The organism is Chitinophaga filiformis (genome assembly GCF_021646545.1).
Classification (GTDB): domain Bacteria; phylum Bacteroidota; class Bacteroidia; order Chitinophagales; family Chitinophagaceae; genus Chitinophaga; species Chitinophaga filiformis_A.
On sequence record NZ_JAKIRP010000002.1, the window covers coordinates 745,064 to 764,358 of the forward strand.

General features: G+C 47.3%; 10 protein-coding genes. 2 read left to right on the forward strand and 8 right to left on the reverse strand.

From position 1 onward, the window contains the following. Positions 1 to 7 precede the first annotated feature (7 nt). The gene (locus tag L3C95_RS09305) at positions 8 to 1,024 is read left to right on the forward strand and encodes an ABC transporter ATP-binding protein (RefSeq protein WP_236387031.1); all 1,017 of its coding nucleotides are present in this window, start codon (positions 8 to 10) and stop codon (positions 1,022 to 1,024) included. Continuing rightward, complete coding sequence (locus L3C95_RS09310) at positions 969 to 2,012, forward strand: ABC transporter permease (protein WP_236387033.1); 1,044 nt, start codon at positions 969 to 971, stop codon at positions 2,010 to 2,012. The genes L3C95_RS09305 and L3C95_RS09310 overlap by 56 nt, the downstream gene beginning before the upstream one ends. Before the next feature lie 13 nt (positions 2,013 to 2,025). Here the strand turns inward: L3C95_RS09310 and L3C95_RS09315 are convergent, their stop codons facing one another. From L3C95_RS09315 to L3C95_RS09350, 8 genes are all read right to left on the reverse strand, one after another. Further along, the gene (locus tag L3C95_RS09315; protein ID WP_236387034.1) at positions 2,026 to 3,099 is read right to left on the reverse strand and encodes a DUF2652 domain-containing protein; all 1,074 of its coding nucleotides are present in this window, start codon (positions 3,097 to 3,099) and stop codon (positions 2,026 to 2,028) included. A 341-nt stretch (positions 3,100 to 3,440) separates the two neighbouring features. Further along, a complete protein-coding gene (locus L3C95_RS09320; protein WP_236387036.1) occupies positions 3,441 to 5,405 on the reverse strand; it encodes an alpha/beta hydrolase-fold protein in 1,965 nt (654 codons plus the stop codon). Positions 5,406 to 5,580: 175 nt separating this feature from the next. Beyond that, positions 5,581 to 6,591 (reverse strand): non-reducing end alpha-L-arabinofuranosidase family hydrolase, encoded by a 1,011-nt coding sequence (locus L3C95_RS09325; protein WP_236387037.1) that lies wholly within the window; start codon positions 6,589 to 6,591, stop codon positions 5,581 to 5,583. A 32-nt stretch (positions 6,592 to 6,623) separates the two neighbouring features. Then, positions 6,624 to 7,868 (reverse strand): hypothetical protein, encoded by a 1,245-nt coding sequence (locus L3C95_RS09330; RefSeq protein ID WP_236387039.1) that lies wholly within the window; start codon positions 7,866 to 7,868, stop codon positions 6,624 to 6,626. A gap of 193 nt (positions 7,869 to 8,061) precedes the next feature. Continuing rightward, the gene (locus L3C95_RS09335) at positions 8,062 to 9,639 is read right to left on the reverse strand and encodes a glycoside hydrolase 43 family protein (RefSeq protein WP_236387041.1); all 1,578 of its coding nucleotides are present in this window, start codon (positions 9,637 to 9,639) and stop codon (positions 8,062 to 8,064) included. A gap of 45 nt (positions 9,640 to 9,684) precedes the next feature. Continuing rightward, positions 9,685 to 11,469 (reverse strand): RagB/SusD family nutrient uptake outer membrane protein, encoded by a 1,785-nt coding sequence (locus L3C95_RS09340; RefSeq protein WP_236387042.1) that lies wholly within the window; start codon positions 11,467 to 11,469, stop codon positions 9,685 to 9,687. Positions 11,470 to 11,488: 19 nt separating this feature from the next. Next, positions 11,489 to 14,659, reverse strand: a complete 3,171-nt coding sequence (locus tag L3C95_RS09345; RefSeq protein WP_236387045.1) for a SusC/RagA family TonB-linked outer membrane protein — start codon at positions 14,657 to 14,659, stop codon at positions 11,489 to 11,491. 324 nt (positions 14,660 to 14,983) lie between these two features. Then, positions 14,984 to 19,090 (reverse strand): two-component regulator propeller domain-containing protein, encoded by a 4,107-nt coding sequence (locus L3C95_RS09350; protein ID WP_236387047.1) that lies wholly within the window; start codon positions 19,088 to 19,090, stop codon positions 14,984 to 14,986. Positions 19,091 to 19,295: the final 205 nt, after the last annotated feature.

Consider the following 19,295-nt stretch of genomic DNA (forward strand, 5'->3'; position numbering starts at 1 on the left):
TTTACATATGGAAAACGCAATTATTGAACTGGAAGGATTGACAAAATTCTATGGTTCACTGAAAGCTGTGGACAACCTTCACTTGAGGATTGGTGCCGGCGAGATCTTCGGTCTGCTAGGCCCTAATGGTGCAGGTAAGACCACCACCATATTGATGATGCTGGGCCTGACGGAACCTTCCGGCGGCACAGCAAGGGTATGTGGTTTTAACGCCACCAGCGATCCTATCAGCGTAAAACGCAAGGTGGGATATATGCCGGATAGTGTAGGCTTTTACGACAACATGACCGCCTTCGAGAACCTGTTGTATATCGCCAGGTTAAACGGAACAAGCGAACAGGAAGTGCATCCTCGTGTACAGGAAGTGATGGAACTGGTGGGATTGGGTGCTGCCATGCACAAAAAGACGAGTGCCTATTCGCGTGGTATGAAACAGCGACTGGGCCTGGCGGATGTATTGATCAGGCAACCCGAAGTGATCATCCTGGATGAGCCAACACTGGGTATTGACCCAACCGGTGTGAAAGAGTTCCTTCATCTCATCCGGCAACTGAGCCGGCAGCAAGGTATTACCGTATTACTTTCTTCCCATCATCTGCACCAGGTGCAACAGGTGTGCGACCGTGTGGGTATTTTTGTCGGCGGCAAGCTGCTGGCAGAGGGCGATATCCATCAGCTTTCTCAAAACCTGTTTTCCGAAGAGTCATATCTGGTAACGATAACAGTGAAAGAGCCGCTGCAGGATGGAGCAGCATGGGAATCAATGTTGCTGAAAATGGGAGCTGTTAAGAAAGTAACGGTAGCAGGCAACAGTGTTGAAGTTTCCTGTACTGAAAATATTACTCCGGATCTGGTAAGGTGCTTCGTGGAGAAAGGCTTAGATATTATGGGAGTATATCAGAAGGAATATGGATTGGAAGAAATCTATCAACGGTATTTTGACAATAATCTAACTGAAAACGTGTCTCATGGTAAGTCCAGTGGTTTATTTCAAAGATCTTTTTTCAGAAAGGCTGCGCATTAAAAAAGAGGCAAACCTGCGTTTACGACATACTACATTTTCCAGACGACCATTTGCTGTAATGGTACGTAAGGAAGTGGCCGATCATATCCGCAGCTGGCGGTTTATTGTATTGCTTATACTTATTGTATTGACCTTTGTCGGAGCGATGTACGTATCCCTTAGCAATTTAAAGGCCGCCGTTTCCAATGAAAACGATCCGGATCGTTTATTTCTTTACCTGAAATTATTGACGGCAACAGATGGATCGCTGCCTCCGTTCCATATTTTTATGAGTTTTCTGGGAGCCCTGCTGGGCATCAGCCTGGGATTTGATGCGATCAACGCAGAGCGGAATAATGGAACGCTGATCAGATTATTAGCACAGCCGGTATACAGAGATAATTTGTTGCTGGCTAAGTTTGTGAGTGCATTGGTGATAGTAGCTGTATTGTTTTTATCACTTAGCTTATTGATGATCGGTGGCGGGTTGATTATTACCGGTGTGCGGATCGAGGCAGTTGAATTTTTCCGGATATTATCTTTCATAGTACTTACGGTGCTGTATGTTGGCTTTTGGTTGAGCCTTTCCATACTGCTTTCTGTAAAGTTCAGGCAAGCTACTACTTCTGCGCTCACTGCGATTGGTATCTGGCTGTTCTTTACTGTCTTCTACAGGATCATCGTAAATATGATCGTAAAATCGTTCTTCCCCGATCCCAACTTTATGGGGCAGGATGATATTCTCTATTACAACAATTTAATACTAGACCTGCTGCGGCTGGCGCCAAGCCAGTTGTATACGGATGCTACAACGACGCTGTTAATGCCTTCAGTCAGAAGCCTGGGCCCGCTGACGATGGAACAGATGGCAGGCGCTATCCCTTCACCTTTGTCAGTACGCGAAAGCATTTTGATCGTGTGGCCGCAGGTGAGCGGCTTACTCGCGGCAACAGCAGTGTGCTTTGCATTGACATACTTCTGGTTTATGAGGAGAGAAATAAGGACCTGAGCTGACAGTATGTTCAAAAGAAAGATACTTCCATTTTTGAGCAATAGGCTGTCAGCGTTTCAGCCATATCCCGCATACCTTGCAATAAATTGGTATGCATTTCTTCCGGGATCGGAGATTGCGCATTATTCAAAAAACGGCAGGCAAAGAAGCAGGATTTCTCGTCTAGTTTATTAAATACAAATTCATAGACCAGGGAGAGATCCATCTCCGGAATGCTATGGCTTTCGGCATAGAAGATCTGCTCTTCCGTTATCTTTATCCGGAGTGGCGATACAATTACCTGACAGTTATCAAAAGTGCAGTAATGAATACTTCCTATAAACACCGCAGGTATATCCTGCTCGACCTTATGTAAGCCTGGCACCCATTCAGCCCGGCCCGGGATATTCATTACTACCATATACACATCTCGAAAGTTTGCTGGTATGGGCCTTTCCACGTAACAGGTGTTATCAACGCAATAATCGTTTTGCAGGCCGGGTAGTTCAGGCACTTTTTCACGGGCCTTGTTAAGCAAGGCAAAGCGATAATTAATTGTGCCAATAGAGGGATATTCTTCCGACGAACTAAGCCATTCCAGTTCATCCTGTTTAGGTGTACCGTCCACCTCATCGAACAACTTTTCTGTGATCAGGAGGTATTCATTGCTATCGATGCTGTTTTTCAGTAAACGATGTGCGATGATCATTTCAGGTCCTGACTGTTTTACGAAACGTCCGACTGTTATTTCGGCTACAGGGCCGTGGTGAACGACAAACTTCAAGGTAAGATTATTGATAGCCTGACAGGCTCCACAGGGACAAACCATATGTTGCTGCATCCATTTCCGCTGGTAGTGAAAGGCGTTGAAGATGTTCATGCAGGTGTTCAGTATTTCTTCACGGGTAGGTGGGGCGCCTTTTCTGACCAGCAGCACGGCGTCTCCTTCGATCTCTGCAACTTCATATTCGTTGCCAACAGCTTTGATCATCGCGTCTATAAGCATGTTGATGGCAAGTGTACTATGGTTGAGTTCCGTAGTTGTCATGAACTCAGTAAACCCGCTGATATCCGGGATCAGGATGGTTGCGTTGGTTGTTGCCATGATTTGGGGGTTATGTGTTATGAAGTTACGAAAGATTGAGGTTATAAGATGCTACGTCTGATCAACAGAAAAAATGATTATGTGATTTATTTATATATTTAGCAGGAATTAATATCAATGCTATGAAGGTTACTCTTATGCTATGTGTATTGTTGTCACTGTTATTTATGAAGTCTTTTGGAACGGCGTTTAAAGCTGTAACAACATAGCCTTGCAATAACAGCAAGGCTATGTTGTTCTACGCGTTCTTATTGCTAATAATAAGGAGGAGCTTATTTGCTAATGTAGTTAAACCTGACATACATATTACGGTCGCTCCTGGGCTCTTGTTGTTATAGAACTTAGTTCTTAAAGATCATGCCTGCAAACTGCCGCAATGATCTCCTCCAGGTTTGCCATTCATGCGCGGTGCCGGGCGATTCATAATATACATGCCTGATGCCTGCTGTCTCAAGTGCTTCATGAAAACCTTTCACGCCCTGGTACATTCTTTCCGGTTCCGTGGTACCGATACTCAGGTATACCAGTTTTACCTTCTGATTGAATGCAGTAGCATCTGCCCAGGCGCCATCATACATCTTCCTGATATCCGTGCCCTGTTGTAAAAAAGCGGCGCCACTAAAACCGCCGATGTAGGAAAATTTATCAAGGTTGGTCATTGTAGTCTGGAATGTTTGAAATCCTCCCATGGAAAGACCGGCCATTGCCCGGTGCTCCCTGTCTGATAGCGTCCGGAATGTTGAATCGACCATGGGAATAATTTCTTTCACAAGCACTTCGGGGAAAACATTGTTCGACATACCCCTCGGACCGGGACCTGGCGCAGTATTAACAACTGGTCTTTGCGGGTCTGTGGCATATCCTCTGTCCATCACCACTATCATGGGGGCAGCCTTTTTCTCGGCGATCAGGTTGTCCATAATCAGGTTCATTTTGCCCTGTCCGGGCCAGCCTGTTTCATCTTCACCGGCTCCATGTTGAAGATAAAGCACCGGATATTTCCGATCGATGTCTTTGTCATAGTCCGCCGGGGTATAGACATAAGCCCTCCTCCAGGCGCGGGTAATAGATGAATAGTAATTAACTGACCGCACCTGTCCATGCGGCACATTTCTGACGGTATAATAATCGCCGTCGGGATCAGGAATGTCTATGCCACTTGCCATACGGCCCATCCCATAAAAGGCCTGGCTATTGGGATCTACAACAGGTATCCCGTCGATCACTAATGAGTAGTAATGAAAGCCAACCGGTATCGTATCGGTAGTTAGCATCCAATAGTCGCCGGTATCTTTACGCATGTCATATTTCCTGCCCAGATCGATCTGCACCTTGTGTGCTTCGGGAGCTTTCAGGCGGAATATTACCTTGTTATCAGGCATTATCTGCGGATATTTTATACCTGGAATATTGGTGCTTGCCGGTGTTCCTTCTCCTGCATAGATATATTTCGCGAAGCTAGAAACATCAACGGGTTTGAAGAGCAACTGGGAAAACATGTACAAGCCATTTTTCCATACTTTAAAATCATGGACCCCAGGCTCTATGTAATAGATATGAGGAACACCTTTTTCTGTGAGGTAGTCGTGTGTACGTTTGCTGAAAGAGATCAACCGGTCACTTACCCCACAGGAAATCCAGAGCAATTTTAGCTTGCTTTTAGCAGCTTGTGGATCAGGTACCAGTTCCTCGGGTTTTTTAGTATTAGGTGCAGATGAGAATCCTCCTACCCAGGCAAATTCATTCAGGTTGCCCAGTCCGAAATTCAGCGATTGTCCTCCACCCATCGACAAACCAGCTATTGCTCTATGTTCCCTGTCGGTTAAAACAGGATATTTTCTTTCAATAAAAGGTATCAGATCGTTTAACAGATCTTTCTCAAATGTTGCGAAAGCCTGTACCTTATCCGGCGCCATTATATTGCCAATGGCCCGATCGTCTTTCATAGCCCTGCCATTAGGCATTACGACGATCATGGGCGCAATCTTTCCTTCTGCGTACAGGTTGTCCAGGATGAGCTGGGGCTTGCCTCCGTTCAGCCATTCTTTCTCGTCGCCGCCTATACCATGCAGCAGATATAGAACCGGGTATTTTTTCTTTTTGGTAAATCCCGGTGGCGTATATATCAAGGCCCTTCTTTGGGCACCAACCGTTTTGGATGTGTAGCTGATGGTGTCAATACTACCATGGGCAATGCCGGCGCGCAGCGAGTCAAAACCATCAGGCATTTGCTGAACAACCTGTTGAGAAAAAGCAGGGATAACAAATAGCCAGAATAGGGCTGAGATAAGACACAAGCGTTTCATACGTGTTGAGTTTTACTATAGTGTTAGATTCGTTAAGTATTCAGGCTCCCTGGGTCAGGGAATAAAACAGGAATATACCGGGCTAAGTATGGAATAAACAACGCCAGATGTGGTGAGTATTCCTCTTCCCAATTTAGCGTTGTTTATTTAATTACTATAAATTTCCGGCGGATTTTTATTGATAGTTCCTGATCACCCCCAGGTCGTATGGTATATTACCATAGTCCCCGTAGTCGCCGTTGGGAACTCCCTGGATCAACAACTGGCATCGGTCGATGTTCTCTATCTCCATTCTATCGTCTGTTCCTGACCGGATAGCCTCAACATGTGAGACCTGTCCGGTCCAGGCTTCCGACAAAAATCTCAGGTTATCTCTCGATGCCCATTTCTCGGCAACCTGTGTCCAGGAGCCTCCTAAGCTGGTGGCTGTCCAAAGCTCCTGGTACCGGTTGATATCTTCAACGATCATATAGTATTTGCCGTCTGCTTTATTCCTGTAGACGTGGACTGCCTCAAAGGTATTGGTAGCAACGACCGTTGGCGCTTCCCAGTTGTAGGGGAAGTTGGCAACTGTTGTTCTGCGCCTTTTGATGGTGCGTGATCCATCCTGCGCTGAATAAAAGCAATATACATACGTACCGTCAGAGATGCACCAGAAGTCGATACCGTCGCCAAAGCCCATACTTCTTACAGGCGTCCATAAAGCGGGATTTCCGACATCTGTGGAGGTGGAGAATGAAGCTCCCTGTCCGCTCTGGTAGATCAGGAACCATTTCCCTTTTGCCGGGAACCAGAAGACCTGTGGGGCACAAAAATACGAGCCTGCATTCAGCGCACTCATATATGTCCGGCTGGCAGTCTTCAGGTTAGCAATGGAGCTGGCAGCAGCATATCCCATGCGCCAAAGGCCACCGGTACCTTTATCGCGGCCAGTGTAAAACAGATGATACCTGCCGCCCGAGTAAACGATGGACGGGTCTTTTACCGCCAGATCGTCGAAGGCGCCTGCAGATCCATCCAGAAAACACCTGGCTTCCGCATACCAGGTTGGATTCGGAATTGCTTCTACCTTCGCCGTCCTTTTGTCAATGTTAGCACCTGGAGCTACTTCAGCCAGCTTTTTCGAACATTGGGAGAGCAGTGGCAGTAACAGGAGCGCTGCAGTTACATATTTTAATCTTTTCATAGTTTTTGTGACATCTGATGAAGAAATACCTGTCAGTTAGATACCAGTGTGGTTATACTGGATGCAGGCAGGTTGATACCAAAGGCATTATTTGAAATGCTGAAGGTGCTTGGCTGCAGGTTGGATGAACTGGTGGTCACGTAGCGATTGAAGCTGTTAACTGTCACGCCGCTGATGGTAAATGGCTGATAGGTAACTGCTGTATTCGTATTAACGGCGACGATCACAATCTTTGATCCGCTCTTATAAGCGGTGGTATAGACCCCGGTTGTCGGATTCGCTGAGCACGCAATTTTAGTATATCCCGGACGAATATATCTCGCGAAGTGTGCCATGACATAACCTACTTTGGTGATGTTGCTGTTGTCATCGATAGGCCCATAGAAACGGCGGATGTACCACCATACATACGCGGCCCATCCTGCTGTCATACAGTCGTGAATCTCCTTGGCTGCATTCATGGCATTTGGCCAGTCATTACCGCTGATGGAGGAATTGGTATAGTGCTCCGTCATCCATACTGACTTACCAATGTTGCCCAGATTATAGGGTGTTTTGCCATAGATATGTCCACTTACAAAGAGCGTCTTGGACTTTGCTGTAGCATTGCTCAGGTATGTATTAATGAAGGTCTGGTCCATATTAAATGGTTCAGGGCACATGATCGGTGCGCCGCAATTGTCGCCCTGGGCAGCTACGAAATTGGCTATCTCCGTAGCCGATGCGTGCATCCAATCGGAAGCCAGATAGTTAGGTTCATTCCATGGTGATAGTGCATACACGCCACCTACAGCCTGTGTATAGGCCCTTAGGTGGGCTGCATAATCGCCCCACGAACTGGCTCTCAGATAAAGTCCATCCATCATAGACGGAGGTGCATTCCAGGCGGTGGCAATCACTTTCGCCCCATAGCTCTTGGCCACATCGATCGTAGCTTTTTCTGCAGCAAACTGGCTGCTGCTGGTGGGTACCATCACACGCAGTATGCTCATGCCAATGCCGCTGCTGGTTGAGAAGGCTTTTGTCCGCTGGTCTGCTGTCAGGTCGCCTATCCAGATAGGAACGCTCATACCACCAAAGCCCTGGATGGTTTGTTGTACAGTATTAGCGTCAATTGTAGCAGTTGCCATTACGACAACATCGCCTGCATCTTCCGCATTGTTTACTTTTTTGCTGTCGGGAGTAACGTCTTCCAGATGCCTGGTACAGGAAGAAACGACTAAACTGAGGGAAAGGAATGACAAGGCCAGGTGTCTGAGAAATGGTGTTGTTTTCATAGTGAAATCTGTTAAGTAATTGAATAGATTCTACAAAGCACTGATGATTCCGCATCAGCAACGTGGGTCGTGCATAGCATGCTAAATCGGAGGGTTTTCTTTCATGGTTTTTATTTTGAGGGTTATAAATCAAAACGTGGATCTCATAATATTCACAGCAGATGCTCAGGTAGTTTGAGCATCCCTATTTAAGCTAATCGTTGCTGGCTATCTTATCATTGATGTGAAATAAATCAAAATCAGCATACCCACCCGCCTGTTTGCTTGCGTAGTTAAATAAGCCGAAGCGATATCCCATAAAGTGTGGTAACGTGTAAGCCATCTGCAGTACAGCGCCTATCTGCTTCCAGGATTTTCCGTCGAGGCTATAATAGAAATATCCTTTATCAGATCTGTCACGGAAGTCACAATCCGCTTTAAGGTACACACGTTGCTGGCTGAGGGCGATGTGTTCCAGTTCCATGGGCAATCCGGATTCGGCGCTCACCATAACAACCGATCGGGTGTTCCCTGTTACCTTCACGCCGATCCATCCGTATTTTTTCTGCAATAGCATTAATCCGGCGCAATCGCCATCTTTCATCCCAGACAGGTCAACTGCTGTTACGCCGGAACATACCGGTCCGAAAGTCCGCTGTGTGAGTATATTGCGCGCAAGCATGAGCGTAGTATCAACGCGCCCTGTGGTGAGCCGGAGGTATCCCGGCCGTTGTGTCAGTGACCATTTGCTGTTGTCAGGATTGTGGTTCCATTGCCATACAAGGGGCAGTGGTACGGCACCTGGCTTTCGGGAGAATTCATCAGAAGCAACGATACCTGGATCGTAGCCTTTGCCTGCAGGCAGATCCAGTGAGTCGGGAACGCGGCCATTTATACCGAGTATGGGCCATCCGTCTCCCCATTTAACCGGGACCAGATAAGGTATTCTGCCCACTGCACCAAAATCCCGGAACAGGTAAGCATACCACTTCCCGGCGGGCGTATTGACCAGTCCTCCCTGTGCCACTCCTTTGTCCTGCAAGGCCAGACGCCCTTCATAAGGCCCTGTAATTGTATCTGCACGGTGAATCGTCACGGTACGCATTCCTCCTTTGGGCCAGCAGATGTTAAAGAGATAGTACTTACCGTTGACTTTGAACAACTGCGAGCCTTCTGCCGGAAGTCCCACATCTGGTCCGGCTGGCGAACTTGCATTTTCTATGATCACTTTACTTTCTGTACCGGGTTTGATGCCCGAGAGGTCTTCATTGAGTTCAGCCAGCATGATCCTGCCACTGCCATACATCATATATACGCGGCCGTCATCATCAAAGAACAGGGAATGGTCATGTAAAGCAGGTTTGAAAGAAACAGCTTTCCATGGCCCCTTTTCAATGTCCCTGGTAGAATAGATGTATGTCTTGCCGGTAGTGCCTGCGAAAGTGCTTACATAAAAGACGCCTTTGTGATAACGGAGGCTGCTGGCCCAGGAACCCCTGCCGTAGGTGCTTTTCCCATTGTTAAGATTTAACTCGTCAACATCGTCAAGGACGTTGTACGCATAACTGACGATCTTCCAGTTGACAAGATCTGTCGACTTCATGATAGGGACGCCGGGACTCATATGCATAGTCGTGCTGCTCATGTAATAGGTACTTCCTACCCGCAGCATAGACATGTCCGGCACATCCGCATAAATGACAGGATTTCCGGCGTGTTGTGCCCGAAGGCCTGACGTGGCAAGAACCATCGTCAGGGCAATCAGGCATCGATGTGCAAATTTCTCTTTCATGATATCGTAAATGGCAATTGCATGCTGCTCTTATTGTCGGAGCTATTAGTTCGCGTACCATGGGTTTTGTGGAAACGCAGGTCCCTCAGTTACCAGGTCTATCTGTTGTTGTGGTATGGGCCGCAACATATGTTCCTGCACGACATTGGCCGCTGCTTCATCATTGTATTGTTTAACCCTGGCAACAAGCGTTTTGGTACGCGAAAGGTCGTACCACCTGTTGCATTCACCATACAGTTCCCTTGTGCGTTCGTCGAGAATAAAGTCAAGCGTTACCTGGTCAGGCGTAATCGTCTGTGCCGCCACTGCAGCGCTATACTGTTCCGGTGTTTGCCCTGGTTTCAGCGCAGCTCTTATTCTCAGTACGTTTAACATATCGGTAGCCTGCTGTACTGTTCCGCCTCCTTTCAGCGCTGCTTCAGCTGCGATCAGGTACACTTCTGAAAACCGGAAGAGGATATAAGGCCTGTCTGAATAATCGTTCATATCAGCTCTCGTGGAATCATCCCATTTGCGCAGAGATGGATAAAGCAGACTGGTATAAGGTACAGTAGCACCCGACAGATAATCAGGCTCAAAAATGATACCCTTGAAAGCAGCTCTTTCCGCTGGTGTTACTATCCTGTCGGCCATCCAGATGGCTGTGTCAACGCCATTGACAAGGGTGCCCCTTGGCGTGGCTGCGCCGGTGGTGCCTCTTGCGGAACCAGGCACACTGTTGGATAGCCAGATGGTCTGAAAAGTACCATCATAGCGCGAATCGGTAGCTTTGTTGGCAAACGCCACGTTCAGCACATAGCGCATATTAGGCCTTATCCTTTGCCAGGGGCGGCCATTCTGTACATCTCTTACGCAGACGTAGGCGCCACCGGCGGCCGGATAATTGGCATTTACGGTAGGATAATTCGGGCGGAAAAAGAAGTTGGATTTATTTTCTTTCAGATTGGAAGCGCCGGTGCCCGTTTGGGAATTTTCACCAAATTTCAGGTCTTTCGTGTGCTCAATGACCATGATGGTCTCACGTCCATATTCATTACCTTCCACGAAGCCCTGTGCAAAAACGGGCCAGAGATCGAGGCCATAAGCACCTTTATTGTCGATGATGCCTTTGGCTGTATTAAAGGCATCAGTGAAATCAGTCGGTTTCGCTGCCGTGGACCATCCCCGCCACAAATAGGTTTTTGCCAGCAGGTACAGGGCTGTGGCCTTATAGGCAGGCTTACCCAATCCGGGAGCCGGTTGGTCAGGCAACACTGCTGCAGCGTCCTGCAGGTCTTTTATGATCGCATCGTATACTTCGGCAATCGGCGTCCTTGCATCAGCGGCCGTTGCTTCAGTATTGAAAGTGAGGTGAAGGGGAACATCACCAAAAGTCGTGACCAGGTAGAAATAACAAAATGCCCGGAGGAACTTTGCCTGCGCCAGCAGGTGCGCTTTTTTGCCTTCATCCATGGCAGCCTCCGGCCCGAATTGAAGGATGCCATTAGCTGTATTGATATTTATGTACATGGAATTCCAGAAACCACTGTAGTCATTGGTATTGCTCTTCATCAGCGAAGAGTAGGTAAAGTTATGCTGAACGTCTGCAGCGCCGCCTCTGATCATCTCATCGGTTCCACCATTAAATAGCTGCGTAAAGATCTGTGTACCCCAGTGACCGCGGAAGGATGAGTATATGCCAGCAACGCCTCCATCCAACCCCTCCGGCGTTTTGAAATAAGCAGGATCAATGGTTGCCCGTGGCTGCTCTTCCAGCACTTTCTTACATGCCGTACCCGATGCGAGCAATGCGACCATCAGCAGCCACAATATTTTTATATTCAGTTTCATATAGAGCTAAGTTTCAGAATTAAAATTTAACGTTAACACCAAGCATGTATTGACGTGTCGGAGGCACGCCCATACCCACCGTAATAGCCCTGCCTACCACCGGTGTTCCTCCCGCTGTTGAACCAACAGCATTGCCATTACCGTTACCTTCCGGATCAATTCCCAGTCCGTCACGTACGAGTGGGGCCCAGAGGATAAACGGATTCTGAGCAGCCAGGTAAACCCGCATGGAGCTAATGCCGATCCTGTTGCTGATTTTTGAAGGAAGGTTATATCCGAGGTTCATCGACCTTATCTTAATAAAAGAACCATCGCGGTAAGAAAGGGTAGATGTGTATTGTAGCGCATCCCTGCTGGCGTCGGGCTGAGGGAAATCATTTGTAGGATTATCTGGTGTCCAGTAATTCACCTTATATTGGTTCACGCGGCTGTTCATGAAGAAAGGATGACCGGCAGCGCCACCATCCGCGGTCAGATAGGTAACAACCACTGTCTGCCCGATACGCCCGAACGTTACAATGTTCAGATCAAAGTTTTTATAGGCAAAACGGTTACTGAACCCAAATACAAAGTCCGGCTGAAAATTGCCGATCACCTGGCGGTCTTCAGCGCCGATGGTTCCATTGCCATTAACATCCTGTATCTTGATGTCGCCTGGCGCAGCGCCATATTTGCTGGCGTCTTCTTTTTCGCCAAGCTGCCATATACCGGTCTTTTTCACATCATAAATGACGGTCAGCGGCTGCCCCACATACCAGCCATTGCCTACATCCTGGGTTAGTCCGGGTTGGAGTGCAACAATCTTTTCCCTGGCCATGGAGAAATTCAGGTCTGTATTCCAGGTAAACCCGCCCCGGCTCTTTACATTCAGACTGCTGAGCGTTATTTCCACGCCATGACCGGCGGTCTTTCCCTGGTTGACAAGCACGGAGTTAGCGCCCCTGCTTCGCGGCAATTCCTTGCTCAGCAGGATGTCCCTGGTATTGACGTTATAGTACTCAATGGCGCCGCTCAGACGGTTATTAAAGAATCCGAAATCGAGACCTATGTTGTAGCCCCTGGTAGATTCCCAGGTGAGTTTGGGGTTAGGCAGTGTGTTGACCAGGTACCCCGATACAAAGTTCACATTGGGAGTAGTCCCGGGACCATAGTTGTAGAAATTGGAAGAGAGGCTTCCGATGGTTGTATAAGGCGCGATAGTTTGATTGGAACTTACGCCCCATCCAACTCTCAGCTTAAGATTATCTATCCAGTTTATGTCTTGCATAAAACTTTCGTTGCTCAGGTTCCATCCCGCAGACAGGGCCGGATAAGTGAACCACTGATTTCCGGGAGCCAGTACGGAAGCACCATCGGTCCTGACTGTGGCGGTTAACATGTACCGGTCGTCATAGGAATAAAAGATGCGCCCCATATAAGACAGCAGGCCGCGTGCACTGTAACCCGACGGATTGGCCGTCAGTGAATTTGCCAGCTGGAAATTGTAGTCCTGGATATAGTCTGCCGGAACACCTTGTCCGTTGAACTGTTGGCTCTGATTATAGTTCTTTACTACCTCATGCAAGGCAGTGGCCTGTATCTTGTGTTTTTCTGCAAAGGTCTTCTCGTAGCTAAGCGAGTTGTCTACGGTATAGCTCCATGTTTCATCATTCGACTGACTCAGGGTAGCGCCGGCAGTAGTCGTGTTGGTGTTAAAAACTGTTCCGGGACCATTGTAGTTGTTGTTCATGGTCTGTATCCAGTCAAGGGCCAGGCTGGTTCTCAGTTTAAGTCCCTTCACAATCTCCAGTTCTCCATACACATTTGTCAATGTTCTGAAACGGCGTGTACGGGCTTTGATCTTATCGTTATTGCCGATGGAAGTGAGTGGGCTTATTTGTTGTGCATCGTTGGATTGCTGTATGGCTGGCTGGAAGTTGATGCTTCCATCAGCATTGTAGGGAAGGTACAGCGGGCTTAACCTGGTGGCGGCACCAAAGGCGTTGGTATTAACACGGTTGGCCCAGCTCATTGTATTGGTAGTTGTCAACCCCACTTTTAATCGTTCAGTCATCTTGTGATCGATGGCAATATGCATTGAACCACGATCAAAGCGTTGATCCGGTATAACGCCTGTTTCACGGAACACGCCAAATCCAAAACTATACAGTGTAGTTTCATTGCCACCGGAAACGCTGATATTGTGGTCCGTCCGGATAGCCGTTGTCAACAACAGCTTTTGCCAGTCTGTATTAACGCCTTTGGCCAGGTTTTCCTGTTCAATCGGGGTAAGTGCGTTAGGATGGGGATTGTTGGGATTGGGCTGCCCTTGTTTTGCCGCATCCTTGAAAGCGGCATATTCCTGTGCGTTAAAGAGATCGTAGGTACCCATGGCCTGGGAAATACCCACATAGCCGTCATAACTGGTAACAGGCTTACCCTGGCGGCCTCTTTTGGTGGTAACGATAATAACGCCGCCCGATCCGCGCGACCCGTATATAGCAGTGGCCGATGCGTCTTTCAGTACATCGATGGTTGCAATATCATTGGGATTGATATCATTGATACTGCCGCCTGAAAGTGGGATACCATCTACCACCAGTAAAGGGCCATTCTGTGCGTTGTTGGAGCCCGAGCTGGACGCCAGGGAGCGGTTACCCCTGATCCTGATCTCGCCGCCAGTGCCTATACTGGAGCCGTTGTTCACAATGTCAATGCCGGCAGCTCTGCCTTGCAGCTGGTTATAAATATTGGGTGCGCCTACCTCTCTTAACGTTTCTCCTTTGACGGAAACCGTTGCTCCTGTGACGTCCTTCTTTTTAGCTGTACCGTAGCCTATTACTACCACCTGTTCCAGGTCGCTGACGGCCGATTTTAGTGTCACGTTAACGGTTGTTTGCCGGTTAATGGCCATTTCGCGGGGTAAGAAACCGACTGAAGAGATCACCAGAATAGCGTTAGCGGGCGCAGTAAGTTTAAAGTTCCCTTCATTGTCGCTGTGTACGCCGTTTTTTGCGCCTTTTACCTGGACACTGGCGCCAGGAATACCTGTTCCGTCGTCACCGATAATGCGACCGGAAACAGTGATGTTTTGTGCGTTGGCCTGCGCCACCGCCAGAAAAGTAAATAGAAAAGCGAGCATCGTTTTCCCCCATAGGCATCTGTAGAAGGTTGACGCTTTTCGTAAGCTGTGCGTAACCGAAAATTTCATAATCGTGGTTTTATTGTTTCTTTAGTACTACGTAGAAGCTGATCTTAAATCATGCAGACGAATGTAATCGGACGCTTACAGGAGCCATGGTTAATTTGTAAAAATGAATAGCACAAATGTTTAAACAGGTGCATTATTGGGTGAAAGCGGTAGGGAGGTCTGATAAAAAGGGAGTAACAGATAATAAATACATCACATGTCAGCAGTTGTTCGTATTTATTTTCTGAGGTGGACAGAAAATGAATGAGTTAATTTCAATACAAACCCTGCAGGAAGGAAATTCCTGTTAAAACGGGTAGAGAGAGGGCCAACGGAGGGAGTATGTTAACTGACGGACCGTTTTTTCGAAAGCTGGTATTCAGAAGGTAAGAGGTTGAATTTCGCTTTGAAAGCCCGGGCAAAATAATTAGGTGTGGAAAATCCGACAGAATAGCCAATCTGGGCAATTTTCATATCGCTGTTTTCCAGCAGGCTCGCTGCTTTATTTAATTTAATGGAGCGGATAAATTCTACAGGCGTTTCACCTGTCAATTGTACTACCTTATTGTACAATGAGGCACGGCTCATAAAGAGATGTTTACTCAGATCTTCCACTGTTAATTGATCGCTGTTGATATTGTCTTCAATATACTGTGTAACCCTTACCAGGAACTTTTCGTCTTCCGATTCCACTTCGGCTGCAGGCATTACTACCTTTAACTGGCGGGTATAAGTGTCTTTCAGATTTTTATTCAGCAATAACAGGTTACTGATCTTTACATTTAATATATCAAAGTTAAACGGTTTTGTCAGGTAGTCGCTGGCCCCTGTTTTCAGGCCCTTTAGCTGGGATGCATCACCTGTCAGGGCAGTTAACAGAATGATCGGGATATGGCTGGTCCTTTTGTCCGATTTAATCTTCTGGCTAAGCTGTATGCCGTCCATATACGGCATATTGATGTCACTCACAATGACATGGGGATGTGACGAAAGTACCTTTTGCCAGCCTTCCTTCCCGTCTGCGGCTTCTACTATTTTGTAAAAAGGGTTTAAATTATCTTTCAGATAATAGCGGAAATCGTCATTGTCCTCAATCAGTAACACGGTCAATTTTTCAATGCCGGGAACAACGGCCCCTTGTGCCGGTCCGGGATCAGCTACGGGCATATTATCAGACACATGATGTGCATTTTTACTCTCTACCGGCTGGCCCATACTATCTACTGGTTCCTCTACCGGCTCTAAAGGTAATTGAACGGTGAATATGCTTCCTTTCCCGGGGATGCTCTCAACATCTACGGTGCCACTGTGCATTTTCACAAATTCCAGCGCAATCGAAAGACCAATACCACTGCCCTGATTCAGTATACCGGGATGAACGTCTCCCTGGAAAAAGCGTGTAAATATCTTCTCCCGGATGTCCGGCGTCATGCCAACACCGGTATCTGTAACCGTAATCCTGATACCCAGCGCCGGATCACGGTCAATATTAAGCGATATCTGACCCCCTCTTGGAGTAAATTTGAAAGCGTTCGACAAAAGATTAAACAGTATCCGCTCAATTTTATCCCGGTCAAAGCGGGTATAGAAGCTGCCCAGGGTGCTCGTAAAAGAGAAATTGATATGTCTGCGATCAGAGATATCCTTAAATAGTTCTACCACTTCTCCTGTAAAAGATACGATGTCGCCTTCGGTAAGATTAAGCTTCAGCTCCTGCTCCTCGAGCTTGCGGAAGTCCAGTAGCTGATTAACCATATTTAGAAGTCGCCTTGCATTCCGTTTTACAAGATTCAACTGTTTTAATTTTGGCTGACACTCTTCTTCCTGGATCAACTTTTCAACAGGGCCAACAATCAGCGACACCGGTGTCCGGAATTCGTGGCTTAAGTTGGTGAGATATTTGATTTTGACCTGCTCAAATTCGCGTTGCCGCTCGGCCTCTTTTCTTTCCAGTTCCATGGCTTGCCTTATCTGAAGACGCTCCTGCTCAAGCGCAAACTTATTCTTCAGTTTGCGGATGGCGCGTTGCCGCAACGCCCACAAGGTGAAGCCCGCCGCGAACACGTAAAAAATATAGGCATATGCAGTAAGCCAGAAGGGAGGCCTGACATATACTTTAATGACCGCCTGTTCTGTACTCCACGAACCGTCATCACTGCTTGCCTTTACCCGGAATACATATCTGCCGGGTGGCAAATTGGAAAATACGGCCGTCCGGGAAGTCCCCACATCATTCCAGGTTTTATCAAAGCCTTCCAGTATGTAGGAATACCTGCTTTCCTGGGGCGCTGTATAGTTCAGGGTGGTGAAGTCAATGGAAAAGTTCTGTTTGTAGTCAAGCCTGATCTCATCAGCTACAGATACGTGCTCTCTGATCGCAGCTTTATCACCTGGTATCACCGAACTACTGGAGATCCTCAGGTCCGTCAGCACAATCTTAGGTACATTCCTGTTGAAATTCAACAGTTTGGGATTGAAATAGTTAAATCCATCCAATCCGCCGAAGAACAGTTCTCCCTTGCTGGTTTTCAGGCCGGCTCCCATGCAGAAGGTGCTGCGTTGTAAACCGTTATAAGGGAAATAGTTTTTGAATCTTTTAGTGGAAGGGTCAAAACTGCTGATGCCCTTATTAGTGCTAACCCACACTTTGCCTGCGTCATCTTCCAGTATTTTATAGATAACGGTATTCGACAGGCCTTCCTGCTCGGCGAAACGGACGAATTTTTCCGTTTTGGTGTCGAACAGGCATAATCCTTCACCTTGTGTACCAGCCCAGATCCGGCCGCTTTCACTGGCACAGATTGTCTGGACTTCATTAGCTGGCAGATTGCTGTTTTCGCGATTGAACACCCGGATCTTATCACCTGATGGATCAATCATCACTATCCCGGCTCCCAGGGTGCCGATCCAGATATTGCCCGATGCATCTTCTTCAATGGACCGGATAAAGCCACCGCTAAACACCTTTATATCGGCAGGGAATCTGTGGTCCTTATCGAACCGGCGAAATTGTCCCGATGCCGGATCATAGACGTTTACACCGTTTCCATTAGTGCCTATCCAGATATTGCCTTTGCTATCCTTTTTAAGGCAAAAAATGTCATTACCGGAAATATCTTTTGGCCCGTCACCTTTCATATAGTGTCTCACCTTGCCGGTCTGCATACTCAATACATATATGCCCTGCATGAAAGTCCCGATCCAGAGCTCTCCGTCCAGACGTTCCAGCGCAAGCACTGCCGGCGGTTTGTCCTGGTCACAGAACTTTGGATGATTGAATAATCCGGTGCCTCTGTTGAATAAATTGATACCACCGCCATCTGTTCCAACATAGATATTCCCATTCCCATCTTCAGAAAAAGATGTCACAACAGGTGTGGTCAATCCTTTTGGATCAAATGGATTACTCTCCCGAAGGTTGAAGAAAGCAAGGTTTTTGTCGTATTTGCTAATGCCACCCTGATAGGCTCCGATCCAGTAAATGCCGTTCCTGTCTATGAAGATGCTTCTGACAGACTTGCCATGCAGGCTGTACTTATTCCGGGCATCATGTTCTACGCGGCGGGATGTCTTTTTTTGCAGATCGAAGATGTTCAGGCCTTCCTCAGTGCCAACCCACAGGCTGTTACGGTTCTCTGGCGTTATTGTCCAGATGCGGTTACTGCTCAGCGTTTGCTTGTCTGTTTGGCTATGCCTGTACGTGTCGAACCCCCTTCCATCAGGTCGCAACATACTTAAGCCACCATCGTCGCTACCAATCCACAAATTGCCGTTGTGATCTTCTGTTATAGCCTTTATCGAATTGTCCGGAAGTGAGAGCGGGTCTGCCGGATTATGCGCGAAATGTTTAAAATCATTGCTGCTTCTCCGATAAAGGTACAAGCCTGAATTGCCGCCTATCCACAATCGGTGTCTGCTGTCTTCAAATACGCAGGTGATGACGTTTGACACAAGTTGTCCCCGTTTGCCTGCGTCGGCGCTATACCGTGTTGTTTTTCCTGTTTGCGGGTCGAATGTAAACAGGCCGATATAGCTTCCGATCCACAGTATGCCTGAATGATCACGGAAGAGCGTACGGGTAGTATTATTTAAGGTGATCCGGTAATTAATAAACCCATCTTTCTTGCGGTCGTAAAGAGACAGGGTTGCATTTGTTCCCACCCAAAGATTGCCAGAGCGGTCTTCGTGCATGGCAAGTATTGAGTTGGCGCCGATACTCATCGTATCGCTTTGTTTATGCCTGTAAACGGAGAAGCGAACCCCGTCAAATTTGTTAAGACCATCGTCGGTACCAAACCACATATAGCCATACTTATCCTTCAGTATGGTGGTCACTGTGTTGGAAGACAGACCATCTTTACTGCTGAAATTGACAAAGTTAAGATCACTTTGCTGCGAAAAACCTACCTGGGGCCACAGTATCAGCCAATATATGAAAAGAATATATTTCACAACAACATGGAATTATCAGATTAATATAGCTCGCGAGCTTCCAGAATAAAGCTAATAATCTTCCCTGCAAAAATTAATTGTTTTATTGACAATTTTATAAATTATTACTGCTGTGTCGGCCGGCGTACTTCAACATCGCCCGATTCTGGGATTATTCACTGATGCCAGACAGGTATAAGGCAAAAAGCCGGCGATAAGCCGGCTT